The sequence below is a fragment of the Comamonas sp. UBA7840 genome (assembly GCF_002501455.1).
Classification (GTDB): Bacteria; Pseudomonadota; Gammaproteobacteria; order Burkholderiales; family Burkholderiaceae_C; genus Comamonas; species Comamonas jiangduensis.
The window spans coordinates 24,899-42,338 of sequence record NZ_DLTI01000015.1 but is presented as its reverse complement, the minus strand read 5'-3'; the positions used below and the strand labels follow the sequence as shown (position 1 = coordinate 42,338).

Here is a 17,440-nt window from a genome sequence, read left to right as displayed (position 1 = left end):
AGACTGCCGGTCTTGCTGACACCGCCTAAGCCTGGGCGTGCACTGGCAGCTGCTGCGCGGAACCCACGACACCGTTGCGTCCGGCACTTTTGGCGCGGTACAGGGCCTCGTCGGCCTCACGCACCAGCAATTTAGCGCCGGCACCCGTGGGCACCTGGCTGAACACCCCCGCGCTGATGGTTACCACCTTCGCGATGGGCGAGCTCTCATGCTCCAACTCCAGCGCTTGCACCGCATCGACCATACGCTGTGCGACGGCCATCGCGCCTTCCATGGTGGTGTCCGGCAAAATCACGGCAAACTCTTCCCCACCATACCGAGCCACCAGATCGGTCTCGCGGTGGGCGCCGCTTTGAATGGCCTTGGCCACGGCCTGCAAGCAAGCATCACCTTGCAGGTGCCCATAGCGGTCGTTGTAGCGCTTGAAGTAATCCACATCAATCAGCACCATGCCCACCGGCCGGCCACTGCGCCGCGCCATGGCGCAGGTTTGCTCCAGCCGCTCATTGAAGTGCGCGCGGTTGGCAATCCCCAACAAAGCATCGGTATTGGACAGCGCTTTCAGGCGTGTGTTGGCTTCTTCCAGCTCTTTGGTGCGGCGCGCCACGCGCGCTTCCAGCGTTTGGTTGGCCAGCGCCAGTTGGGCGTTTTGTGATGTCAGCGCCGTGTACAGCTTGCCAATCATCTTCAGCAAGGCCTGCGTGCCGTTGTCGTGGTTGCCACGCTCTTTGTCGTAGGCATCTGCGGGCAGCATCCCGTCCTGGATGGACTTGATTTGCCGCGCCATGGACTGATCGATGCCCAAGATATGCAGCCCCAGCCAAGAAGTCAAAAAACCCACCAAGGTGGTGGCGGGGTCGGACATGGTGGTGCGCTGCGCCCACAGCATGATGACCTGCTCCACAAACTGCTGGTGCATGCAGCGGTGGCTTTCGACATGGCGCGGATCCACGCCAAATGTCTGCATCAACGCTTCTTCTTCCTGGAAGTGATGCTCGGTGTAGGCCAGCAAGCGGGCATAGGTATCGGCCAGCACCACTTCACGATCGCTGCGCTTGGAGAACAGGCCCCGGCTGAGCTCATTGAACAAATCCACCAGCGCATGGTGCTGCTCATCCACGGAATCCAGGTCCGTGACGAAATGCTGATCCCATACAAATGCGGTGTCCATGATCAATGCCTTGGATAAATAAAAAAAACGACAGGCCGTGGTATGTAATCAAGTGTAAGAACCCCGATTACCCTTGATCGTGATGCGCATCAAAGGTTGTCGGCACAGACACTAGGGTTACCCAGTACCAGCAGGGACATTCGCTGCGACTTGCTGCAGCCACAGCTGCAGATTTGCGAGAATCCTTGCCTTTGGTTTTACCTTGGAACGGGCTTGTCAGGCCCTCAAGAACACGCATGTCTCTCAGCCCCCGCGCTCATACCCTCAGTGATTTTGACTTTGTGCTCCCCGAGCACCTGATTGCCCAACACCCGGCTGCCGAACGCAGCGCCTCCCGCCTGCTGGATGCGCGGGCGCCGGAGTTGGTCGACCGCATTTTCAAAGACTTGCCCGATCTGCTGCATGAAGGCGACCTGCTGGTGTTCAACGACACCAAGGTGGTCAAGGCCCGTGTGTTTGGCGAGAAAGCCAGCGGCGGCAAACTGGAGCTGCTGATTGAGCGTGTGCTGCAAGGCAACGAAGTCGTGGCGCACATGAAGGTCAGCAAAAAACCGCTGCCCGGTGCCAAGGTGCACATGCACGGCGGTTTGGGCAAGGGTGGTTTTGATGCCACCTTACTGGGCCGCTGGCCAGATGAAAATGGCCCGCTGTTTCGCTTTGCGCTGCACGGGGCCAACGGTGCAACGCCTTGGGAGCTGATGGACCAGTTTGGCCACCTGCCGCTGCCACCCTACATCGAGCGCAACCAGAACGCCGAGGTGGACCCCGACGAAGCCGAAGACACCGAACGCTACCAGACGGTGTTTGCCAGCCACCCCGGTGCGGTGGCTGCACCCACGGCCGCGCTGCACTTTGACGACAAGGTGCTGGCCGCGCTGAAAGACAAAGGTGTGGAGACCGCCGCCGTGACGCTGCACGTGGGCGCAGGCACCTTCCAGCCGGTGAAGACCGAGAACCTGGCCGAGCACCAGATGCACAGCGAGTGGTACAACATTCCCCTCGAAACCCTGGCCGCGCTAGAGCGCTGCCGCCAGCGCCGTGGCCGCATCATTGCTGTGGGCACGACCAGCGTGCGCACCCTGGAGTCCTGGGCGCGCACCGGCCAGATTTCGGGCGACACCAACATCTTCATCACCCCCGGTTTTGAGTTCCGCGTGGTGGACTGCTTGATCACCAACTTCCACCTGCCCAAGAGCACGCTGATGATGTTGGTGAGTGCGTTTGCGGGCTACAAGCACATCATGGATGTGTACCAGCACGCCATTGCCAACGAGTACCGCTTCTTCAGCTATGGTGACTCCATGCTGCTGGAGCGCCGCCGCTAAGCACTGCAGGCCTCAGCAGGCTTGCTAAAAAACATAGCTGCCAGCGCTTAATAATTAAGGACTTCAAAGTGTTTTCACATTGAAGTCCTTTTTACATGCGCGCTAGGCGCTCCTTTTTCAAACGCACACCCACTCAGCATCACGCAAAGTAGTGGCACAAGCGCTGGCCCCTGACCTCGTGCACGCTCACATCAATCTCGTACAGGCCACTGAGCACATCGTCCTGCACCACCTGGGCCGGCGGGCCTTCGTGGGCCACACGCCCCTCTTTCATGGCGATGATGTGGTCGGCGTAGCAACTGGCAAAGTTGATGTCGTGCAGCACCACCACCACGGTTTTGCCGCGCTCGTCCACCATGCGGCGCAGCAGCTGCATCATGCGCACGGCATGCGCCATATCGAGGTTGTTGAGCGGCTCATCCAGCAGGATGTAGGGCGTGTCCTGGCACAGCACCATGGCAATGTAGGCACGCTGGCGCTGCCCCCCCGAGAGCTCGTCCAGATAACGATCCGCCAGTGCCTGCAGCTGCAGAAACGCCAGCGCCTCATCCACATGGCGCACATCCTGCGCCGTCATGCGGCCTTGGCTGTGCGGAAACCGGCCAAACCCCACCAGATCGCGCACCGTCAGGCGCAGGGCAGACTGGTTGTCCTGCCGCAAGATGGCCATGACCTTGGCCAGTGCATCACTCGCCGTTTTGGCCACATCCAGACCCGCCACGTGTGCGCTGCCGGAGGTGATTGCATCCAAACGGCTGACCATTGACAGCAGCGTGCTTTTGCCCGCGCCGTTGGGGCCGATGATGGCCGTGAACTGCCCCTGCGGAATCTGCACCGATACCCCGTGCAACACCGTATGGCGACCGTGGCGCTTGACCACTTGGCGTGTCTCAATCATTGCTTACCCTTGCGCACCAGCAGGTAGATGAACACCAACCCGCCGACAAATTCCACCACCACCGACAGGGCGGAGTTAAAGCCCAGCACCCGCTCCAGCACCACCTGCCCGGCCAGCAGCAGCACACAACCCCACAGCACGGCCGCAGGCAGCACCCACTGGTGGCGGCGCGTACCCATCCACTGGTAAGCCATATTGGCCACCAGCAGCCCAAAGAAAGTCACCGGCCCCACCAGCGCGGTAGAGACGGCCACCATGGCGCACATCACCACCAGCAGGCGCAGCACTTGGCGCTGGTAGTCCAAGCCCAAATTCACCGCCGCATCGCGCCCCAGCGCCAGCACATCCAGCACATGGCGGCGCTGCCAGAAATACGCAGCGCCAACAGCCAGCAGCAGCAACGCAGGCCACAGCAGCTGGCTATGGATGGTGTTGAAGTTGGCAAACATGCGGTCTTGCAGCGTGGCGAACTCATTGGGGTCAATCATGCGCATGACAAAGCTGGTCATGCTGCGAAACAAAATACCCATGACCATGCCCACCAGCAGCATCAGGTGCAGGCTGCGGCTGTTGCCCGTGAACAGCCAGCGCATCAGCGCCACGCTGAGCGCCACCATGAGCACAATCTCCAGCCCAAACTTGGGGTACACGCCCAAGCCCACCACCCCGACCGAGCCCAGCACCAACACCAGCACCGCCTGCAAAAACAGGTACAGCGCATCCAGCCCCATCACCGCCGGCGTGAGGATGGTGTTGTGCGTCACCGTCTGGAACACCACGGTGGACATGCCCAGCGCACAGGCCACCACCAGCATGGTCAGCGCCTTGGTGCCCCGGTGCTGCAGCACGAAGGCCCAGTCGGCCTCCACGCCCAGCGTCATGAACGCCACCACGGACAAGACGGCCAGCACCACCAGCACCCCAAGGCGCATGCTGCTGCGTGACCACCATGCGCACGTCTGCACTGGCTGCGCAGACAGCATGGGCAAAGCATTGTCTTGCGCCATCACCTACCCCTGCCGCGCACGGCGGCGCAGCAAAATTACCAAGAACAAGGCGCTGCCCACCACGCCCATCACCGTACCCACGGGAATTTCGTAGGGCGCAATGATCAGGCGCCCCAGCAGATCGCACAGCAGCGTCATGGCCGCCCCGGCTGCAGCCACCCACAGCACGCTGCGCCGGACGTTGTCACCCAGCACCAGGCGCACCACATTCGGCACAATCAAGCCCACAAAGGGGATGGCACCTACGGTCACCACAATGCAGGCCGTCACCACCGACACCACCACCAGCCCTTGCAGCACTAGCTGCTTGTAGTTCAAGCCCAGGTTGGTGGCGAACGTTTCACCCAAGCCTGCGACCGTAAAGCGGTCAGCAGCCAGCATGGCCAGGGCCGTCACGCCCAGCGACAGCCAGAGCATTTCATAGCGGCCTTCCACAATGACGGAAAAATCTCCGTTAGAGAACGCGCGCAACGACTGGATCATGTCGTACTGGTAGGCAAAGAAGGTGGTAGCGGCCTCGATCACGCCCGCCAAAATCAAGCCCACCAGCGGCACAATCCAGGCCGAGCGCAAACGGATGCGCGAGAGCACCGCCATAAACAGCGCCGTGCCCGCGATGGCGGTGGTGGCCGAGATACCCATCTTGGCAAACACGGGCAAATCGGGGGCGAACAACATGCACACCAGCATGCCCAGCGTGGCCGACTCCACCGTCCCCATGGTGGACGGCTCGACAAAATGGTTGCGTGCCAGCATTTGCATGAGCAAGCCTGCCACCGCCATGGCACTGCCAGCCAGCATCAGCGCCAGGGTGCGTGGCACGCGGGAATACATCAGCACCTGGGCCACCATGGCGTCATCGCTGTCGCTCCACCAGGTGTTCCACGCCACATCGCTCACGCCCACCGACAGACTCCACAGCGCCAATGCAAAAAGGGCCACCAGGGCTCCTGTCCACGCCAGCGCAGTGCGCCCGGCGGGCGTGTGATTACTGGGAGAACGCATCGGACAACTGCTTCAAGTTCTCCTTGAGCGCGGTGGGCCCGGAGTTGGACAGCGTGTACCAGTTGGCGGCATTCAAATACACCACCTGCTGATTGCGCCAAGCCTTGGTGGCATGCACCAGCTTGTTGTCCAGCAACCTCTTGGCCGCATCGCCTTCTTTGCCGATGGCAGCATCGCGGTCCAGCACCAGCAGCCAGTCGGGGTTGGCCTTGAGCAGGTATTCGAAGGACACAGCCTGCCCGTGCTTGGACACTTCAATCTTGTTCTTGGTGGCTGGCACACCAAATACCGAATACAGCATGTCAAAACGCGAACCCGGGCCATAGACGCTGAGCTTGCCGCCATTGGTCATCAGGAACAGTGCACCACCTTTGCCCGCTGCCTTGGCCTTCACCCCGGCAATGGCTGCATCAATCGACTGGATCTGCTGCTCACCCTTGTCAGGTACGCCATAGATGGCAGCGATGCTGCGAATGTTGCGGTACACATGGGCCATCTGGTTTTGGTTGTCGATGGTCACATCCAACACCGGGGCAAACTTCTTGAGTTCTTCAATTTTGGGCAGGGTGCGGTTGCCTGCAATGATGAGATCGGGTTTCATGGCCTTGACCTTCTCGTAGTCAGGCTCAAACAAGCTGCCAATTGGCGGGTACTTGGCCGTATCACGGTACTTGGCCAGCGATGCGGGAATGGCTTGGTTGGGCACCCCCTGCACATCACCGCCAATCGACTGGATGATGTCCAGCGCACCCAGGTCATACACCAGCACCGTCTTCGGCCGGAGGGGCACTTGCACATCGCCCGTGTTGTCCTGCACCTTGATCGTGCTGGCCGCATGGGCCGCCGCAAAAGGCAGTGTCACAGCAAGCACCAGTGCGCCCCATGTTTGGCGGCGCGTCCATACAGCAGTCATATTCCCTTTCCTTGGCCGCCCCTGCAGTCAGAGGTTCGGCACAGCACAACGTCAAAAGATGGTTGCATTGTATGAGAATCATTCTCAATACTTGACGTATGGTCATGTACCGTTGCACAAACTCCGAAGACAGACTTGTCGTTTTGCTCCGGCAAGCGGCCGTGCCACTGCCTACAATCCATCGCGCACGGCTTGCATGGTGCAAGCGGGTGCCGGACACCGCGGGGCGCCAACCCCTTGCCGCTTCGACTGAGCCGCCAGTGCAGCGGCATGTGTTGGTTGCAGAAAGTGGGTGGACCGCATGTCCAGCGCCACCGGGCTTGTGCCCCAAACCTCTCCCGCGCGCGCCGCGCTCACTGGCATTGCACTGACCATCGGCGCCTGCGCACTGTTTGCCCTGCTGGACAGCGGGACCAAATTTGCCGGGCAGTTTTTGCCCATGCTGATGGTGGTATGGCTGCGTTTTGTGGCCCAGGCCCTGGTCACCACCGCACTGGTGCTGCCCCGCCACGGCCTGCGCGCCTTGCGTACCGAATACCCCAAGTTCCAGATTGGACGTGCCCTGAGCGGCGTGCTCACCACCGTCTTTGCCTTCTATTGCATCCAGAGCATGCCACTGGCCAACTTCACGGCCGTCTGGTCTGCAGGGCCGCTGCTCATCGTCGTCGCATCCGCCCTGCTGTTTGGTGAAAAAGTGAGCACAGCACGCTGGACACTGCTAGTCATCGGGCTGTTTGCTGTCATCGCCATTGTGCGCCCTGAGCGAGACGGCATGCCCTTGGGCTGGATGGCCTTGGCGCCCATAGGAGTGCTGCTGTGCGGCACCACCTACCAGCTGCTAGGCAGTCGCTTGGCCCGCCTGGACCCACCCACCACCACGCAGATCTACACCACCTGGCTGCCCGTGCTGGCCAGCGCCCCGCTGGTTCCCTGGGTCTGGCAAAGCGTGCCCCACACGCAGGTGTGGCTGGCAGTGGCCCTCATGGGCACATGCAGCGGCGTGGGGCACCTGCTGCTGCTACAGGCCTACACCCATGCCACACCCTCGGTGGTATCACCGTTTCTGTACAGCCAGATTGGTTTTGCAATGCTGATGGGCTGGCTGTTTTTTGGACAAGTGCCCGACACGCTGTCGCTGGCCGGCATTGCCGTGATTTTTGCGTGCGGCATGGTCAGCATTGGGTTGAGCGTGTACACGAAGTCATAATCCGTTTTTAGAAAATAACTAGATACGCTCCATGACGAACGACACTTCTACTACAACAGCGGCTTCGCTAGATGATGAAATTGACTTGATGGATCTTTTGCTCATTCTGTCTGAGCATTTGAAAATACTTATTCTTTTACCTGTGCTTGGTCTACTTCTCGGTGGTGGCTTTGTTTTTTGGCAGTCCACCAAACAACCTACCTACGCGAGTTACTCTTCAGTTTTTGCAGAAACACCAACCAGCCAACTTGAAAAGCCAAAGCTTCGCGCAGAAGTGCTGATCGGCATGATCAACACCGGGGATCCATTTAAAAACCTGGCGATTGATGGCACAGCCATCCAAGCCAACCTTGGGCGATCGGATCGACTGGTAAATATCAGCGTAACCGCACCTTCTGCTGAAATGGCACAGACTGTTAATCAAGCAGTCTTGGACAAAATTTTTGAAATTTCCAAGCCGTCCGGTGAAGCGGCACAACGCCTGCAAATGCTTCTAAAAAATGAACAACAGCGTCTGTCTGAGGTTCAAAAGCTGATTACAGACACCCCCCCAACATCCCAAAGCAGCCCTGAATCCATTCAGGCGTATGGAGAACTGCTTGAATTAGCCAGCAAACGGGAGTTTGCGATTGACAAAATTCAAGCGCAACTTTCAGGATTGAGTCCACAAGACGTGATCAATACACCCACAGTCGGCGCCCCTGTGACTTCAAACAAAAAAGGAACGCTGCTGCTGATTGCGGGTTTCATGGGAGGGGGCTTGCTGGCGTTGATGTGGATTTTTATGCGGCACGCTCTGTCCACCATGCGCAAAGATCCGCAACAAAACAAAAAATGGGCGCAAATCAAATCCAACCTTAGTTTTAAAAAACCTGGTACCTATGCGTCTAGCGAAAAAATTGGCTAGCCACGAAAAGCCAATTACGCATAAAGGGCACACGCGGGTGCAGTGCAGGTAGCAGCGGCGGCTCCCATCAGTACCGTATGACTGCCAGGGCCATAGGGAATCTTTAAACCCTTGTACTGCGTTTAGTAGTGCCAGAGATGTATACACATCAACCAGATGTGTATGGTGCAGCATCAACTACCAATTGTTGTTGGTCATTGTTTGCTCCGGCTAGGCCTAGCTCACAGCGCAGCTGTACGCCGCATAGCGGAAACAAAGACTATGAAGCATGCAAAGCATGTGTGTAGCATTTTTCGCTGCTACACACATGCAATGACGTGTCTCGCTATTTCGCTAGTCATGGTCAAGACAACCGCACCAACTTCTGCGTGATGCGCTTGACCACAGGCATCACCAGCATCACGGTCGGAAAGGCCACTGCCCACGCCAGCAGCCATGTGCCGGGCCATGCGTGCAGTGCTTGCTGACTCAAGCCCAGGCTGCGCACCAAGTTCACCATGCTGATGATGCCGGACATCATGCCCGACATCAGCCATGGCATCACGATGAGCGCAAACTTGGGGGGCAACTTGGGGATGCGGCCCACGATGTAAGCAGATTGCGGTTCAGACATGTTGCACCTCGCACTCAATAGCCGTGCTGTGCACGAAACGCCTTGGCCTGCCCAAAGTGTCCATTGCCGATAAAGGGCACCGGCGGGCGCAGGGCGGACAGCGGGGAAGGATGGTTGCTCATCAGCACCAGATGGCCGCGGTCGGCGGGAATCAGCACGCGCTTGGATTGTGCGTGGCTGCCCCACAACATGAACACCGTGGGGCGGCCCTGTTCTGCCACTTGGCGAATGATGGCATCCGTAAGCACTTCCCAGCCTTGTTTGCTGTGGCTCGCAGCCTGCCCCTCTTCCACCGTCAGGCAGGTGTTGAGCAAAAGCACACCGTTCTGCGCCCACTTCACCAGGGAGCCACCAGGCTGCGGGAAAGGTGGAAACGGCACACCCAGGTCACGCAGCATTTCCTTGAAGATGTTCTGCAGCGAAGGCGGCAGCCGCACACCGGGCGCGACGGAAAACGCCAGCCCTTCCGCCTGCCCACGGCCGTGGTACGGGTCTTGGCCCAAGATGACAACGCGCACATCTTCCAGCGCGGTCAGCTCCAGCGCACGCAGCGGCTGTGGGGGAAAAATCACCGCCCCCGCATCCAAGCGCTGCTGCAAATAACCCAGCAATTGCGCGCCCGTGGCGGAGGCAAAAAAACTGTCGACCGTGGCTTGCCAGCTGGGGGCCACCGGCCAGTCGCTGGGGTTGGCACTCATCAATTGCGTAGTACTTAGCGCTGATGAAACGGTCATTTCAAAACACTTTCTCTCTCAAGACCATAAAAGGCGAGCGCCAGGCGCTTCCTTATTGGAAGCACCGCACCCGCCTTGATCGTACGGCGGCTGCCGATGGCGCACCCCAGCTGGGATTTTGCAAGCTTTACGCAAACAGCTGCGCAAGTGCCTCACCAGGCTCTGGCGCGCGCATAAACGCTTCGCCCACCAAGAATGCGTTGATGCCCGCATCGCGCAGGGTCTTCACATCGCCCTGGGTCAAGATGCCGGACTCGGTCACCAGCAGACGATCGGCCGGCACCTCTTTCTTGAGCTGAATCGACGTCTGGATATCCACCTCAAACGTGCGCAGATTGCGGTTGTTGATGCCCACCAACGGCGTCTTCAACTTCAGCGCGCGCTGCAGCTCTTCGCCGTCGTGCACTTCCACCAGCACGGCCATATCCAGGCTGTGGGCGATGTGCTCCATCTCGGCCATCTGCGCATCGTCCAGGCACGCGGCGATGAGCAGCACGCAGTCTGCGCCCATCACGCGCGATTCGTAGATCTGGTACGGATCAATCATGAAGTCCTTGCGCAGCACGGGCAGCAAGGTGCTGGCACGGGCTTGCTTCAGAAAATCAGGCTCGCCCTGGAAGAACTGGCGGTCCGTCAGCACCGACAGACAGGCTGCACTGATCTTGCCGTTGCCCACCATGTAGCTTTGGGCGATGTCCACGGGGTCAAAGGCGGCGCGGATCACGCCCTTGCTGGGGCTGGCTTTTTTCACCTCAGCAATCACGCCCGCCTGCCCTTTGGCGATCTTGGCGCGGATGGCGCCCACAAAGTCGCGCGTAGAGATGCGGCTTTCCGCATCGCGGCGCACGTCGGCCAGCGCTGTGGTCTTTTTGGCGGCGGCCACTTCCTGCACTTTGACGTCGCAGATTTTTTTCAGAATGTCAGACATGGGGTTCCTTCTCGTTGGCGCCATTCTGCGGCGCACGCAATACCTTGACGATGGCGCGGTGCATCCCTATGCCCACGCCGATAAACAGCAGCGAAATGCCCAGCACGATCCATGTGCCCGGATCGTTCCAAATGGGGGCATCCAGCAAACTCATGCGGCGCCACCCAGCTTGCTGCTGTAAGCCACCAGTTCAGCCAACTTCTTCAGGGCAGCACCGCTGTCAATCGCCGCCTGCGCACGCTGCAAACCGTCTTCAATGCTGTTCGCCACATTCGCCGCGTACAGCGCTGCACCGGCGTTCAGGCAGACGATGTCGCGTGCCGGGCCCTGCTCGCCCTGCAGTACGCGCATCAGCATGGCTTTGGATTCGTCGGGGTTTTCCACTTTCAGCCCCCGTGTGCCCGCCATGCGCAGGCCAAAATCTTCGGGGTGGATTTCATACTCGCGCACCACGCCGTCCTTCAGTTCGCCCACCAGCGTGCCCGCGCCCAGGCTGATTTCATCCAGGCCATCGCGGCCGTACACCACCAGCGCGTGCTCCGCGCCCAGGCGCTGCAGCGCACGCACCTGAATGCCCACCAAGTCTTCGTGGAAAACGCCCATCAGGATGTTGGGTGCGCCCGCCGGGTTGGTCAGTGGCCCCAGGATATTGAAGATGGTGCGCACACCCAGCTCTTTGCGCACGGGTGCGACGTTCTTCATGGCCGGGTGGTGGTTGGGGGCAAACATAAAGCCAATGCCCACATCGCGGATGCAATCAGCGATGTGTTCGGGCTTGAGATTGATGTTCACACCCAGCGCCTCCATCGCATCTGCGCTGCCGCTCTTGCTGCTCACGCTGCGCCCACCGTGCTTGCTGACCTTGCCACCGGCCGCCGCAATCACAAAGGTGGCGCAGGTGGAGATGTTGAAGGTGTTGGCGCCATCGCCGCCGGTGCCGACGATGTCCACCAGATGGGTCTTGTCGTGCACATGCACCTTGTTGGAAAACTCGCGCATCACCTCGGCGGCGGCGGAGATTTCACCAATGGTTTCCTTCTTCACGCGCAGGCCGGTGAGGATGGCGGCAGTCATCACGGGCGAGAGCTCGCCGCGCATGATCTGGCGCATCAGCTCCAGCATTTCGTCGTGGAAGATTTCGCGGTGCTCGATGGTGCGCTGCAGCGCTTCTTGGGCGGTGAGTTGGGTCATGACAAATCCTTTGCTACTTTTTCAGAAGCTGCTTGCGCTTGGCAATTAATGGTTTTGGATGTTTATTGCTTAGAAAACCAATAACTGCGAGCGCTTACAGCTATCAAAAACAAGGCCGCCTGCTTGAAAAGCAGCGCGGCCTGATCGCTTATTTCTGCTCCAGAAAGTTTTGGAGCATGGCGTGACCGTGCTCGGTCAAGATGCTTTCTGGGTGAAACTGCACCCCCTCCACCGCCAGCGTTTTGTGGCGCACACCTTGGATCTCGCCGTCTTCGCTGGTCGCGGTGATTTCCAAGCAATCTGGCAGCGTGTTCTTATCGATCACCAGCGAGTGGTAACGGTTCACCGTGAACTGCTGGGGCAAGTCTGCAAACACGCCTTTTTGGTCGGTCGTAATCACACTGGTCTTGCCATGCATTTGCTGGCCCGCACGGATGATGTCGCCACCAAACGCCGCGCCAATGCTCTGGTGCCCCAGGCACACACCCAGCACTGGCAGCTTGCCCGCAAAGTACTCAATCGCCGCCACCGAAATGCCCGCCTCTTTGGGAGAGCTGGGGCCGGGCGAAATCACGATGCGCTCAATACCTTTTTCAGCCACCAAGGCGATGACTTCATCGAGCGTGATTTCATCGTTGCGCACCACGGTCACCTCGGCGCCCAGCTCGCCAAAGTACTGAACGATGTTGTAGGTAAAGCTGTCGTAGTTGTCGATCATCAAAAGCTTCATGCCTGCTCTCCTTCGCGGCGCTGGGGCTGCAGACCTTCGGCACGCAAACGCGCCAGCTCTTGGTGTTCGTAGTCGATGTAGCACTCCATCATGGCGCGGTAGATGCGCTCGATCAGATCGGGGTTGCCGCCCTGTGCCTGCGCCATAGGGCGCACGCGGTCAATGATGGTCTGGATGCGGGCTTCATCGCGCACCAGGTTTTCGTCGTTCTTCACCCGGGCAGCCTGGGTCATGTAGCCGCTGCGCTCCACCAGCAGGGGCACCAAAATATCGTCCAGCGCATTCACGCCATCACGCACTTGTTGCATGTTCTGGCAGTGGTTCACTTTGTCTATCGCTCGCATCACTCCAACCCTTCTTCCACCAGTTCTGCCGCGCGCAGCACGGCGCGGGCTTTGTGCTCCGTCTCTCTCCACTCCATCTCGGGAATAGAGTCCGCAACGACCCCCGCCGCAGCTTGCACATACAAATTGCCATCTTTGATGACGCCGGTGCGAATGGCAATCGCCATGTCCATATGCCCGGCAAAACTCAGGTACCCCACCGCGCCGCCGTAGATACCGCGCTTGGTGGGTTCGAGCTGGTCAATCAGCTCCATGGCATGCACCTTGGGCGCGCCCGAGAGCGTGCCCGCCGGGAAGGTGGCTTTGAGCACATCCATGCTGGTCATGCCGTCCTGCAAGATGCCTTCCACGTTGCTCACAATGTGCATGACGTGGCTGTAGCGTTCCACCACAAAGGCTTCGGTCACTTTGACGCTGCCCGTCTTGGCAATGCGGCCAATATCGTTGCGCGCCAGATCAATCAGCATCACGTGCTCGGCACGCTCCTTGGGGTCGGCGATCAGCTCCAGCTCGGTGGCCTTGTCTTTCTCCGGCGTTGCACCACGCGGGCGCGTGCCGGCCAAGGGGCGAATCGTGATCTTCTGCCCTTCTTCCACCTGCTCCTGGCGCACCAGAATTTCCGGGCTGGAGCCCACCACCTGGAAGTCGCCAAAGTTGTAGAAATACATGTAGGGCGAGGGGTTCAATGAACGCAGCGCACGGTACAGGCTCAACGGTGATTCGGTATAGCGTTTCTGGATGCGCTGGCCCACCTGCACCTGCATGAATTCGCCCGCGGCAATCAGCTCTTTGGCATGCTCTACGGCCTTGAGGTAGTCGTCCTTGGCAAAGCTGCGCTCGGCGGGGTGGCTGTCGCCGCCCTTGATCTGCGGCACGCTGACCGAGTAGCGCAGCTGCTCTTTGAGCTGGCGCATGCGTTTTTTGCCCTTGCTGTAAGCCTCGGCTTCCGCAGGGTTTGCATAGACGATGAAGTACAGCTTGCCCGAGAGGTTGTCGATGACAGCCACCTCTTCGCACAGCAGCAGCAGAATGTCGGGCGTGCCCAGCGTATCGGCCGGGCAGGTGGCTTCGAGCTTTTTCTCGACATAGCGCACCGCGTCATAGCCAAAGTACCCGGCCAGCCCGCCGCAAAAACGTGGCAAGCCCGGCACCAGCGCCACTTGAAAGCGCTTTTGGTAATCGGCAATAAAGTCCAGCGGATTGCCTGCATGGGTTTCCACCACCGTGCCATTCGTCACGATCTCGGTTTTGGCTTGCGCACCAAAACCACTGGCGCGCAAGAAGGTGCGCGCAGGCAGGCCAATAAAGCTGTAGCGGCCAAAGCGCTCACCGCCCACCACCGACTCCAGCAAAAAACTGTGCTTGCCATCGCCTTGGGCGTGGGCCAGTTTCAGATAGAGCGAGAGTGGGGTTTCGAGGTCGGCAAACGCCTCGGTGACCAAAGGAATGCGGTTGTAGCCTTGGCTGGCCAGGCTTTTGAATTCAAGTTCTGTAATCACAGAGCAGGGTTCCCGGTTGGGGCAACGCACTGCGCAGGCATCGTGTGTGGCAGGCGCTGCGATTCATTCAAACCGTCCGCAGCAGTGGCGGACAAGGGTGCACCCCATCTTGGCGGGCGCGATCAAACGGTCATGGCAATAGGCTTACGCCAGGGCCAGGCTCCCCGGTCTGCGCAACCTGTGATGAACACGTAGTGAATGAACATAGCGCCCAAGTGTAGCGCATGCTTTTGGCACCCCCAACCAGCCGCCACCAAGGCTGGCGATGGCGCCCTTCGTCGCTCGGTGTAAGCCCTAGAGTGGTTTTCCCGCGAAAGCGGGGCGCGGCGGTTGAACTGCACCGGCATAGCTACCACAATGCCCTCACAAAAAGCACGTCCGTGCGCATTACAACCACCCACGAAGACACTCATGCAGACTGCCACCACAGCCCCCGCATTGCGCTGGTTTCGCTTAGGAATTGCAAGCGCGTTCACTGCCGTGTTCGCTTGGGGCAACCTTGCCTGGGCACAAGCTACAGAGCCCGCCGAACTGGCGGTACACCCCAAAACGGTAGAAATTCAGGGCCACGCCCTACAACGCAATGGCGCGGGCATTCGCACCAAAGCCATTTTCAAGGTGTATTCCGCTGCGCTCTATCTGGAAAAACCAGCCTCCACGCTAGAAGAAATTGCCGCGCTCCCGGGCGCCAAGCGCGTCAGTGTCAGCATGCTGCGCAACATCAACGCCAGCGAACTCGGCAAGCTGTTTGCCCACGGCATGGAAGACAACATGGACAAGCAGCAGTTCTCCAAGCTCATACCCGGTGTGATGCGCATGAGCGATGTCTTCAGCCGACATAAGGAGCTCAAAACCGGCGACAAATTTACGCTGGACTGGATTCCTGGCAAAGGCATGCTTTTGAGCGTGAACGGCACACCAGAGCCTTCCGAATTCACCGAGCCCGCGTTCTACCAAGCGATGCTGGGCATTTGGCTGGGCCCCAAGCCTGCGGACACCAAGCTCAAGCAAGCCCTGCTGGGCGAAGACCGCAACTAGGGCCGCCCCCACCTCTCACCACCACCCACAACGGTGCTGTGGCTGTTGACTTTTAGAAACGCTCGCCCCGCGTTTTGCGTCTGCGCAAACACAAGGGCACAGAAAAAATACATAGTGCACCCGCACTTTCACCACAAGCTGCCCACAATGCCAAGCAGCGTTGACACACATTGTTCGGAGATTTCATGTCGCTGCTGCATCGCATCACCGTATCCCGCCGGCTGGGAGGGCTGGTTGGATTGGCTGTTTTACTCATTTTGAGCATCTCACTGGGATTGAGCTACTCCGAACGCAACATGCTGACCCAGGAGCGTCAAAGTGCCGTACGCCAAACCGTGGAAGTCGCCCACGGCATCTTGGCCAACTACCACGACCAGGCCGTCAAAGGCGCAATCAGCCAAGAGCAAGCACAGCGCAGCGCGCTGCAGGCCATCTCCAAGCTGCGTTACAGCGGCAGCGAATACTTCTGGATCAACGACATGCACCCGCGCATGGTGATGCACGCCGTACGCCCCCAACTGGATGGGCAAGACGTCACCAGCAATCGCGATCCTTCTGGACGCCAGCTGTTTGTCGACTTTGTGAATATTGTCAAAAAAGACGGCGCTGGCTTCCACCGCTACCTGTGGCCCAAACCCGGCAGTGACGAGCCTGTCGAAAAAGTCTCTTATGTCATGGGCTTTGAGCCCTGGGGCTGGGTCATCGGCTCCGGGGTGTATATCGACACCGTACATGCCGCATTCGCCAGCCGCCTGAAATGGGTGCTGGGTGGCACGATCTTGGCCACCCTCGTGCTCTTGGGCGCCGGGTGGGTCATTGCTCGCGGCATCCTGCAGCAACTGGGGGCCGAGCCATCTGCGCTGCTGGCCATCACGCACAAAATGGCGCAAGGTGACCTCAGCACCGCGCTGACGGCCACCAGCCACACCCACAGCGTGCTATGGGGCCTGGAGGAGATGCGCACCAACGTGGCCCACATCGTCCAAGGCGTGCGCAGCGGCGCAGAGCGCGTGGCCATGGCCAGCCAAGAAATTGCGCAAGGCAATCACGACCTGTCACTGCGCACGGAAGAGCAAGCCAGCGCGCTGGAGCAGACTGCGGCGTCCATGGAGCAATTTGGCAGCTCTGTGCGCCAAAACGCGGACAGCGCCCGCCAAGCCAATCAGCTGGCCGTCAATGCCAGCCAGGTGGCCCAGCAAGGCGGCCATGTGGTGCAAGAAGTGGTCAGCACCATGCGCGGCATCAACGAAGCCAGCCAGCGCATTGCCGACATCATTGGCGTGATTGATGGCATCGCTTTCCAGACCAACATCTTGGCACTCAATGCCGCCGTAGAAGCGGCCCGTGCTGGCGAACAAGGCCGTGGGTTTGCCGTTGTGGCCAGCGAAGTGCGCAGCCTGGCGCAGCGCAGCGCCGAAGCCGCCAAGGAGATTAAAACGCTGATCTCCACCAGCGTGGAGCGCGTGGCACAAGGCTCCACCTTGGTGGATCGCGCAGGCGCCACCATGGCAGAGGTCGTGACCTCCATTCGCCACGTCAACGATATCGTGGGAGAAATCAGCGCCGCCAGTGCCGAGCAAAGTGCAGGCGTTCACCAAATGGGTGAGGCCATGACGCAGATGGACCAAAACACCCAACAAAACGCCGCCTTGGTCGAGCAAAGTGCGGCGGCAGCCTCCAGCCTGCAGACCCAGGCTGAGCAGTTGGTACAGGCCGTCTCGGTGTTCCGCCTGGCACATTACGCAGCATCGTCTTTGGCGTTGCCCGCAGCGGCGGCGCAAGCACCATCACCGATGTCCGCCTCTGCCCTGCAGCGACAAGCACTTGCAGCCCCCGCCAGCAAGGGGCTTGCGCAGCACGCCGACAACTGGGAAAACTTCTAACCAGCCGCCACTGCATGGCCCCCTGGCGCAAGGGGGCCATGCGACAC

General features: G+C 59.7%; 18 protein-coding genes. 5 read left to right on the top strand and 13 right to left on the bottom strand.

Features of this window, described 5'->3' with window-relative positions:
• Positions 1 to 25: 25 nt before the first annotated feature.
• The gene (locus B3R00_RS03970) at positions 26 to 1,171 is read right to left on the bottom strand and encodes a sensor domain-containing diguanylate cyclase (protein WP_286997586.1); all 1,146 of its coding nucleotides are present in this window, start codon (positions 1,169 to 1,171) and stop codon (positions 26 to 28) included.
• A 236-nt stretch (positions 1,172 to 1,407) separates the two neighbouring features.
• Between B3R00_RS03970 and queA the strand changes: the two genes are divergently transcribed.
• Entirely contained in the window at positions 1,408 to 2,496 is a 1,089-nt protein-coding gene (queA, locus tag B3R00_RS03965; RefSeq protein WP_286997585.1) for a tRNA preQ1(34) S-adenosylmethionine ribosyltransferase-isomerase QueA, read from the top strand.
• Between the two features lie 139 nt (positions 2,497 to 2,635).
• Here the strand turns inward: queA and B3R00_RS03960 are convergent, their stop codons facing one another.
• Genes B3R00_RS03960 through B3R00_RS03945 form a run of 4 tightly spaced genes read right to left on the bottom strand, consistent with a single transcriptional unit; the run spans position 2,636 to position 6,319 of the window.
• Positions 2,636 to 3,394, bottom strand: a complete 759-nt coding sequence (locus B3R00_RS03960; RefSeq protein WP_286997584.1) for an ABC transporter ATP-binding protein — start codon at positions 3,392 to 3,394, stop codon at positions 2,636 to 2,638.
• Positions 3,391 to 4,377: an iron chelate uptake ABC transporter family permease subunit gene (locus B3R00_RS03955; protein WP_286997583.1), complete on the bottom strand. Its 987-nt coding sequence runs from the start codon at positions 4,375 to 4,377 to the stop codon at positions 3,391 to 3,393. Before B3R00_RS03955 ends, B3R00_RS03960 begins: the two co-directional genes overlap by 4 nt.
• Positions 4,378 to 4,404: 27 nt before the next feature.
• Positions 4,405 to 5,406, bottom strand: coding sequence for an ABC transporter permease (locus B3R00_RS03950; protein ID WP_286997582.1), 1,002 nt, complete (start codon positions 5,404 to 5,406; stop codon positions 4,405 to 4,407).
• On the bottom strand, positions 5,390 to 6,319 hold the full coding sequence (locus tag B3R00_RS03945; protein ID WP_286997581.1) for a siderophore ABC transporter substrate-binding protein: 930 nt from the start codon (positions 6,317 to 6,319) through the stop codon (positions 5,390 to 5,392). The genes B3R00_RS03950 and B3R00_RS03945 overlap by 17 nt, the downstream gene beginning before the upstream one ends.
• A 301-nt stretch (positions 6,320 to 6,620) precedes the next feature.
• Between B3R00_RS03945 and B3R00_RS03940 the strand changes: the two genes are divergently transcribed.
• Together B3R00_RS03940 and B3R00_RS03935 are read left to right on the top strand one after the other, a co-directional pair.
• Positions 6,621 to 7,526, top strand: a complete 906-nt coding sequence (locus B3R00_RS03940; RefSeq protein WP_286997580.1) for a DMT family transporter — start codon at positions 6,621 to 6,623, stop codon at positions 7,524 to 7,526.
• Between the two features lie 31 nt (positions 7,527 to 7,557).
• Positions 7,558 to 8,433 (top strand): hypothetical protein, encoded by an 876-nt coding sequence (locus tag B3R00_RS03935; protein ID WP_286997578.1) that lies wholly within the window; start codon positions 7,558 to 7,560, stop codon positions 8,431 to 8,433.
• 343 nt (positions 8,434 to 8,776) lie between these two features.
• Here the strand turns inward: B3R00_RS03935 and B3R00_RS03930 are convergent, their stop codons facing one another.
• From B3R00_RS03930 to trpE, 8 genes are all read right to left on the bottom strand, one after another.
• Positions 8,777 to 9,046, bottom strand: coding sequence for a DUF2798 domain-containing protein (locus B3R00_RS03930; RefSeq protein WP_286997577.1), 270 nt, complete (start codon positions 9,044 to 9,046; stop codon positions 8,777 to 8,779).
• 14 nt (positions 9,047 to 9,060) lie between these two features.
• The gene (locus B3R00_RS03925; protein WP_286997575.1) at positions 9,061 to 9,780 is read right to left on the bottom strand and encodes a uracil-DNA glycosylase; all 720 of its coding nucleotides are present in this window, start codon (positions 9,778 to 9,780) and stop codon (positions 9,061 to 9,063) included.
• Positions 9,781 to 9,907: 127 nt separating this feature from the next.
• Positions 9,908 to 10,708: an indole-3-glycerol phosphate synthase TrpC gene (gene trpC, locus B3R00_RS03920; RefSeq protein WP_286997573.1), complete on the bottom strand. Its 801-nt coding sequence runs from the start codon at positions 10,706 to 10,708 to the stop codon at positions 9,908 to 9,910.
• The gene (locus B3R00_RS03915) at positions 10,701 to 10,862 is read right to left on the bottom strand and encodes a hypothetical protein (protein WP_286997571.1); all 162 of its coding nucleotides are present in this window, start codon (positions 10,860 to 10,862) and stop codon (positions 10,701 to 10,703) included. Before B3R00_RS03915 ends, trpC begins: the two co-directional genes overlap by 8 nt.
• The gene (gene trpD / locus B3R00_RS03910; RefSeq protein ID WP_286997570.1) at positions 10,859 to 11,899 is read right to left on the bottom strand and encodes an anthranilate phosphoribosyltransferase; all 1,041 of its coding nucleotides are present in this window, start codon (positions 11,897 to 11,899) and stop codon (positions 10,859 to 10,861) included. Before trpD ends, B3R00_RS03915 begins: the two co-directional genes overlap by 4 nt.
• A gap of 148 nt (positions 11,900 to 12,047) precedes the next feature.
• Positions 12,048 to 12,629, bottom strand: coding sequence for an anthranilate synthase component II (locus tag B3R00_RS03905; protein ID WP_286997568.1), 582 nt, complete (start codon positions 12,627 to 12,629; stop codon positions 12,048 to 12,050).
• Entirely contained in the window at positions 12,626 to 12,976 is a 351-nt protein-coding gene (locus B3R00_RS03900; RefSeq protein WP_286997567.1) for a chorismate mutase, read from the bottom strand. Before B3R00_RS03900 ends, B3R00_RS03905 begins: the two co-directional genes overlap by 4 nt.
• Entirely contained in the window at positions 12,973 to 14,472 is a 1,500-nt protein-coding gene (gene trpE, locus B3R00_RS03895) for an anthranilate synthase component I (protein ID WP_286997565.1), read from the bottom strand. The genes B3R00_RS03900 and trpE overlap by 4 nt, the downstream gene beginning before the upstream one ends.
• 411 nt (positions 14,473 to 14,883) lie before the next feature.
• Here trpE and B3R00_RS03890 point away from each other — a divergent pair, with 411 nt between their 5' ends.
• Together B3R00_RS03890 and B3R00_RS03885 are read left to right on the top strand one after the other, a co-directional pair.
• Entirely contained in the window at positions 14,884 to 15,510 is a 627-nt protein-coding gene (locus tag B3R00_RS03890; protein ID WP_286997563.1) for a chalcone isomerase family protein, read from the top strand.
• 185 nt (positions 15,511 to 15,695) lie between these two features.
• Positions 15,696 to 17,393, top strand: a complete 1,698-nt coding sequence (locus B3R00_RS03885; protein ID WP_286997562.1) for a methyl-accepting chemotaxis protein — start codon at positions 15,696 to 15,698, stop codon at positions 17,391 to 17,393.
• The last annotated feature ends 47 nt before the right edge of the window (positions 17,394 to 17,440 follow it).

Excerpts from the sequence above, each read along its gene's own strand:
- B3R00_RS03970 (WP_286997586.1), bottom strand. The coding sequence starts at position 1,171 with ATGGACACCGCATTTGTATGGGATCAGCATTTCGTCACGGACCTGGAT.
- queA (WP_286997585.1), top strand. The coding sequence starts at position 1,408 with ATGTCTCTCAGCCCCCGCGCTCATACCCTCAGTGATTTTGACTTTGTG.
- B3R00_RS03960 (WP_286997584.1), bottom strand. The coding sequence starts at position 3,394 with ATGATTGAGACACGCCAAGTGGTCAAGCGCCACGGTCGCCATACGGTG.
- B3R00_RS03955 (WP_286997583.1), bottom strand. The coding sequence starts at position 4,377 with ATGCTGTCTGCGCAGCCAGTGCAGACGTGCGCATGGTGGTCACGCAGC.
- B3R00_RS03950 (WP_286997582.1), bottom strand. The coding sequence starts at position 5,406 with ATGCGTTCTCCCAGTAATCACACGCCCGCCGGGCGCACTGCGCTGGCG.
- B3R00_RS03945 (WP_286997581.1), bottom strand. The coding sequence starts at position 6,319 with ATGACTGCTGTATGGACGCGCCGCCAAACATGGGGCGCACTGGTGCTT.
- B3R00_RS03940 (WP_286997580.1), top strand. The coding sequence starts at position 6,621 with ATGTCCAGCGCCACCGGGCTTGTGCCCCAAACCTCTCCCGCGCGCGCC.
- B3R00_RS03935 (WP_286997578.1), top strand. The coding sequence starts at position 7,558 with ATGACGAACGACACTTCTACTACAACAGCGGCTTCGCTAGATGATGAA.
- B3R00_RS03930 (WP_286997577.1), bottom strand. The coding sequence starts at position 9,046 with ATGTCTGAACCGCAATCTGCTTACATCGTGGGCCGCATCCCCAAGTTG.
- B3R00_RS03925 (WP_286997575.1), bottom strand. The coding sequence starts at position 9,780 with ATGACCGTTTCATCAGCGCTAAGTACTACGCAATTGATGAGTGCCAAC.
- trpC (WP_286997573.1), bottom strand. The coding sequence starts at position 10,708 with ATGTCTGACATTCTGAAAAAAATCTGCGACGTCAAAGTGCAGGAAGTG.
- B3R00_RS03915 (WP_286997571.1), bottom strand. The coding sequence starts at position 10,862 with ATGAGTTTGCTGGATGCCCCCATTTGGAACGATCCGGGCACATGGATC.
- trpD (WP_286997570.1), bottom strand. The coding sequence starts at position 11,899 with ATGACCCAACTCACCGCCCAAGAAGCGCTGCAGCGCACCATCGAGCAC.
- B3R00_RS03905 (WP_286997568.1), bottom strand. The coding sequence starts at position 12,629 with ATGAAGCTTTTGATGATCGACAACTACGACAGCTTTACCTACAACATC.
- B3R00_RS03890 (WP_286997563.1), top strand. The coding sequence starts at position 14,884 with ATGCAGACTGCCACCACAGCCCCCGCATTGCGCTGGTTTCGCTTAGGA.
- B3R00_RS03885 (WP_286997562.1), top strand. The coding sequence starts at position 15,696 with ATGTCGCTGCTGCATCGCATCACCGTATCCCGCCGGCTGGGAGGGCTG.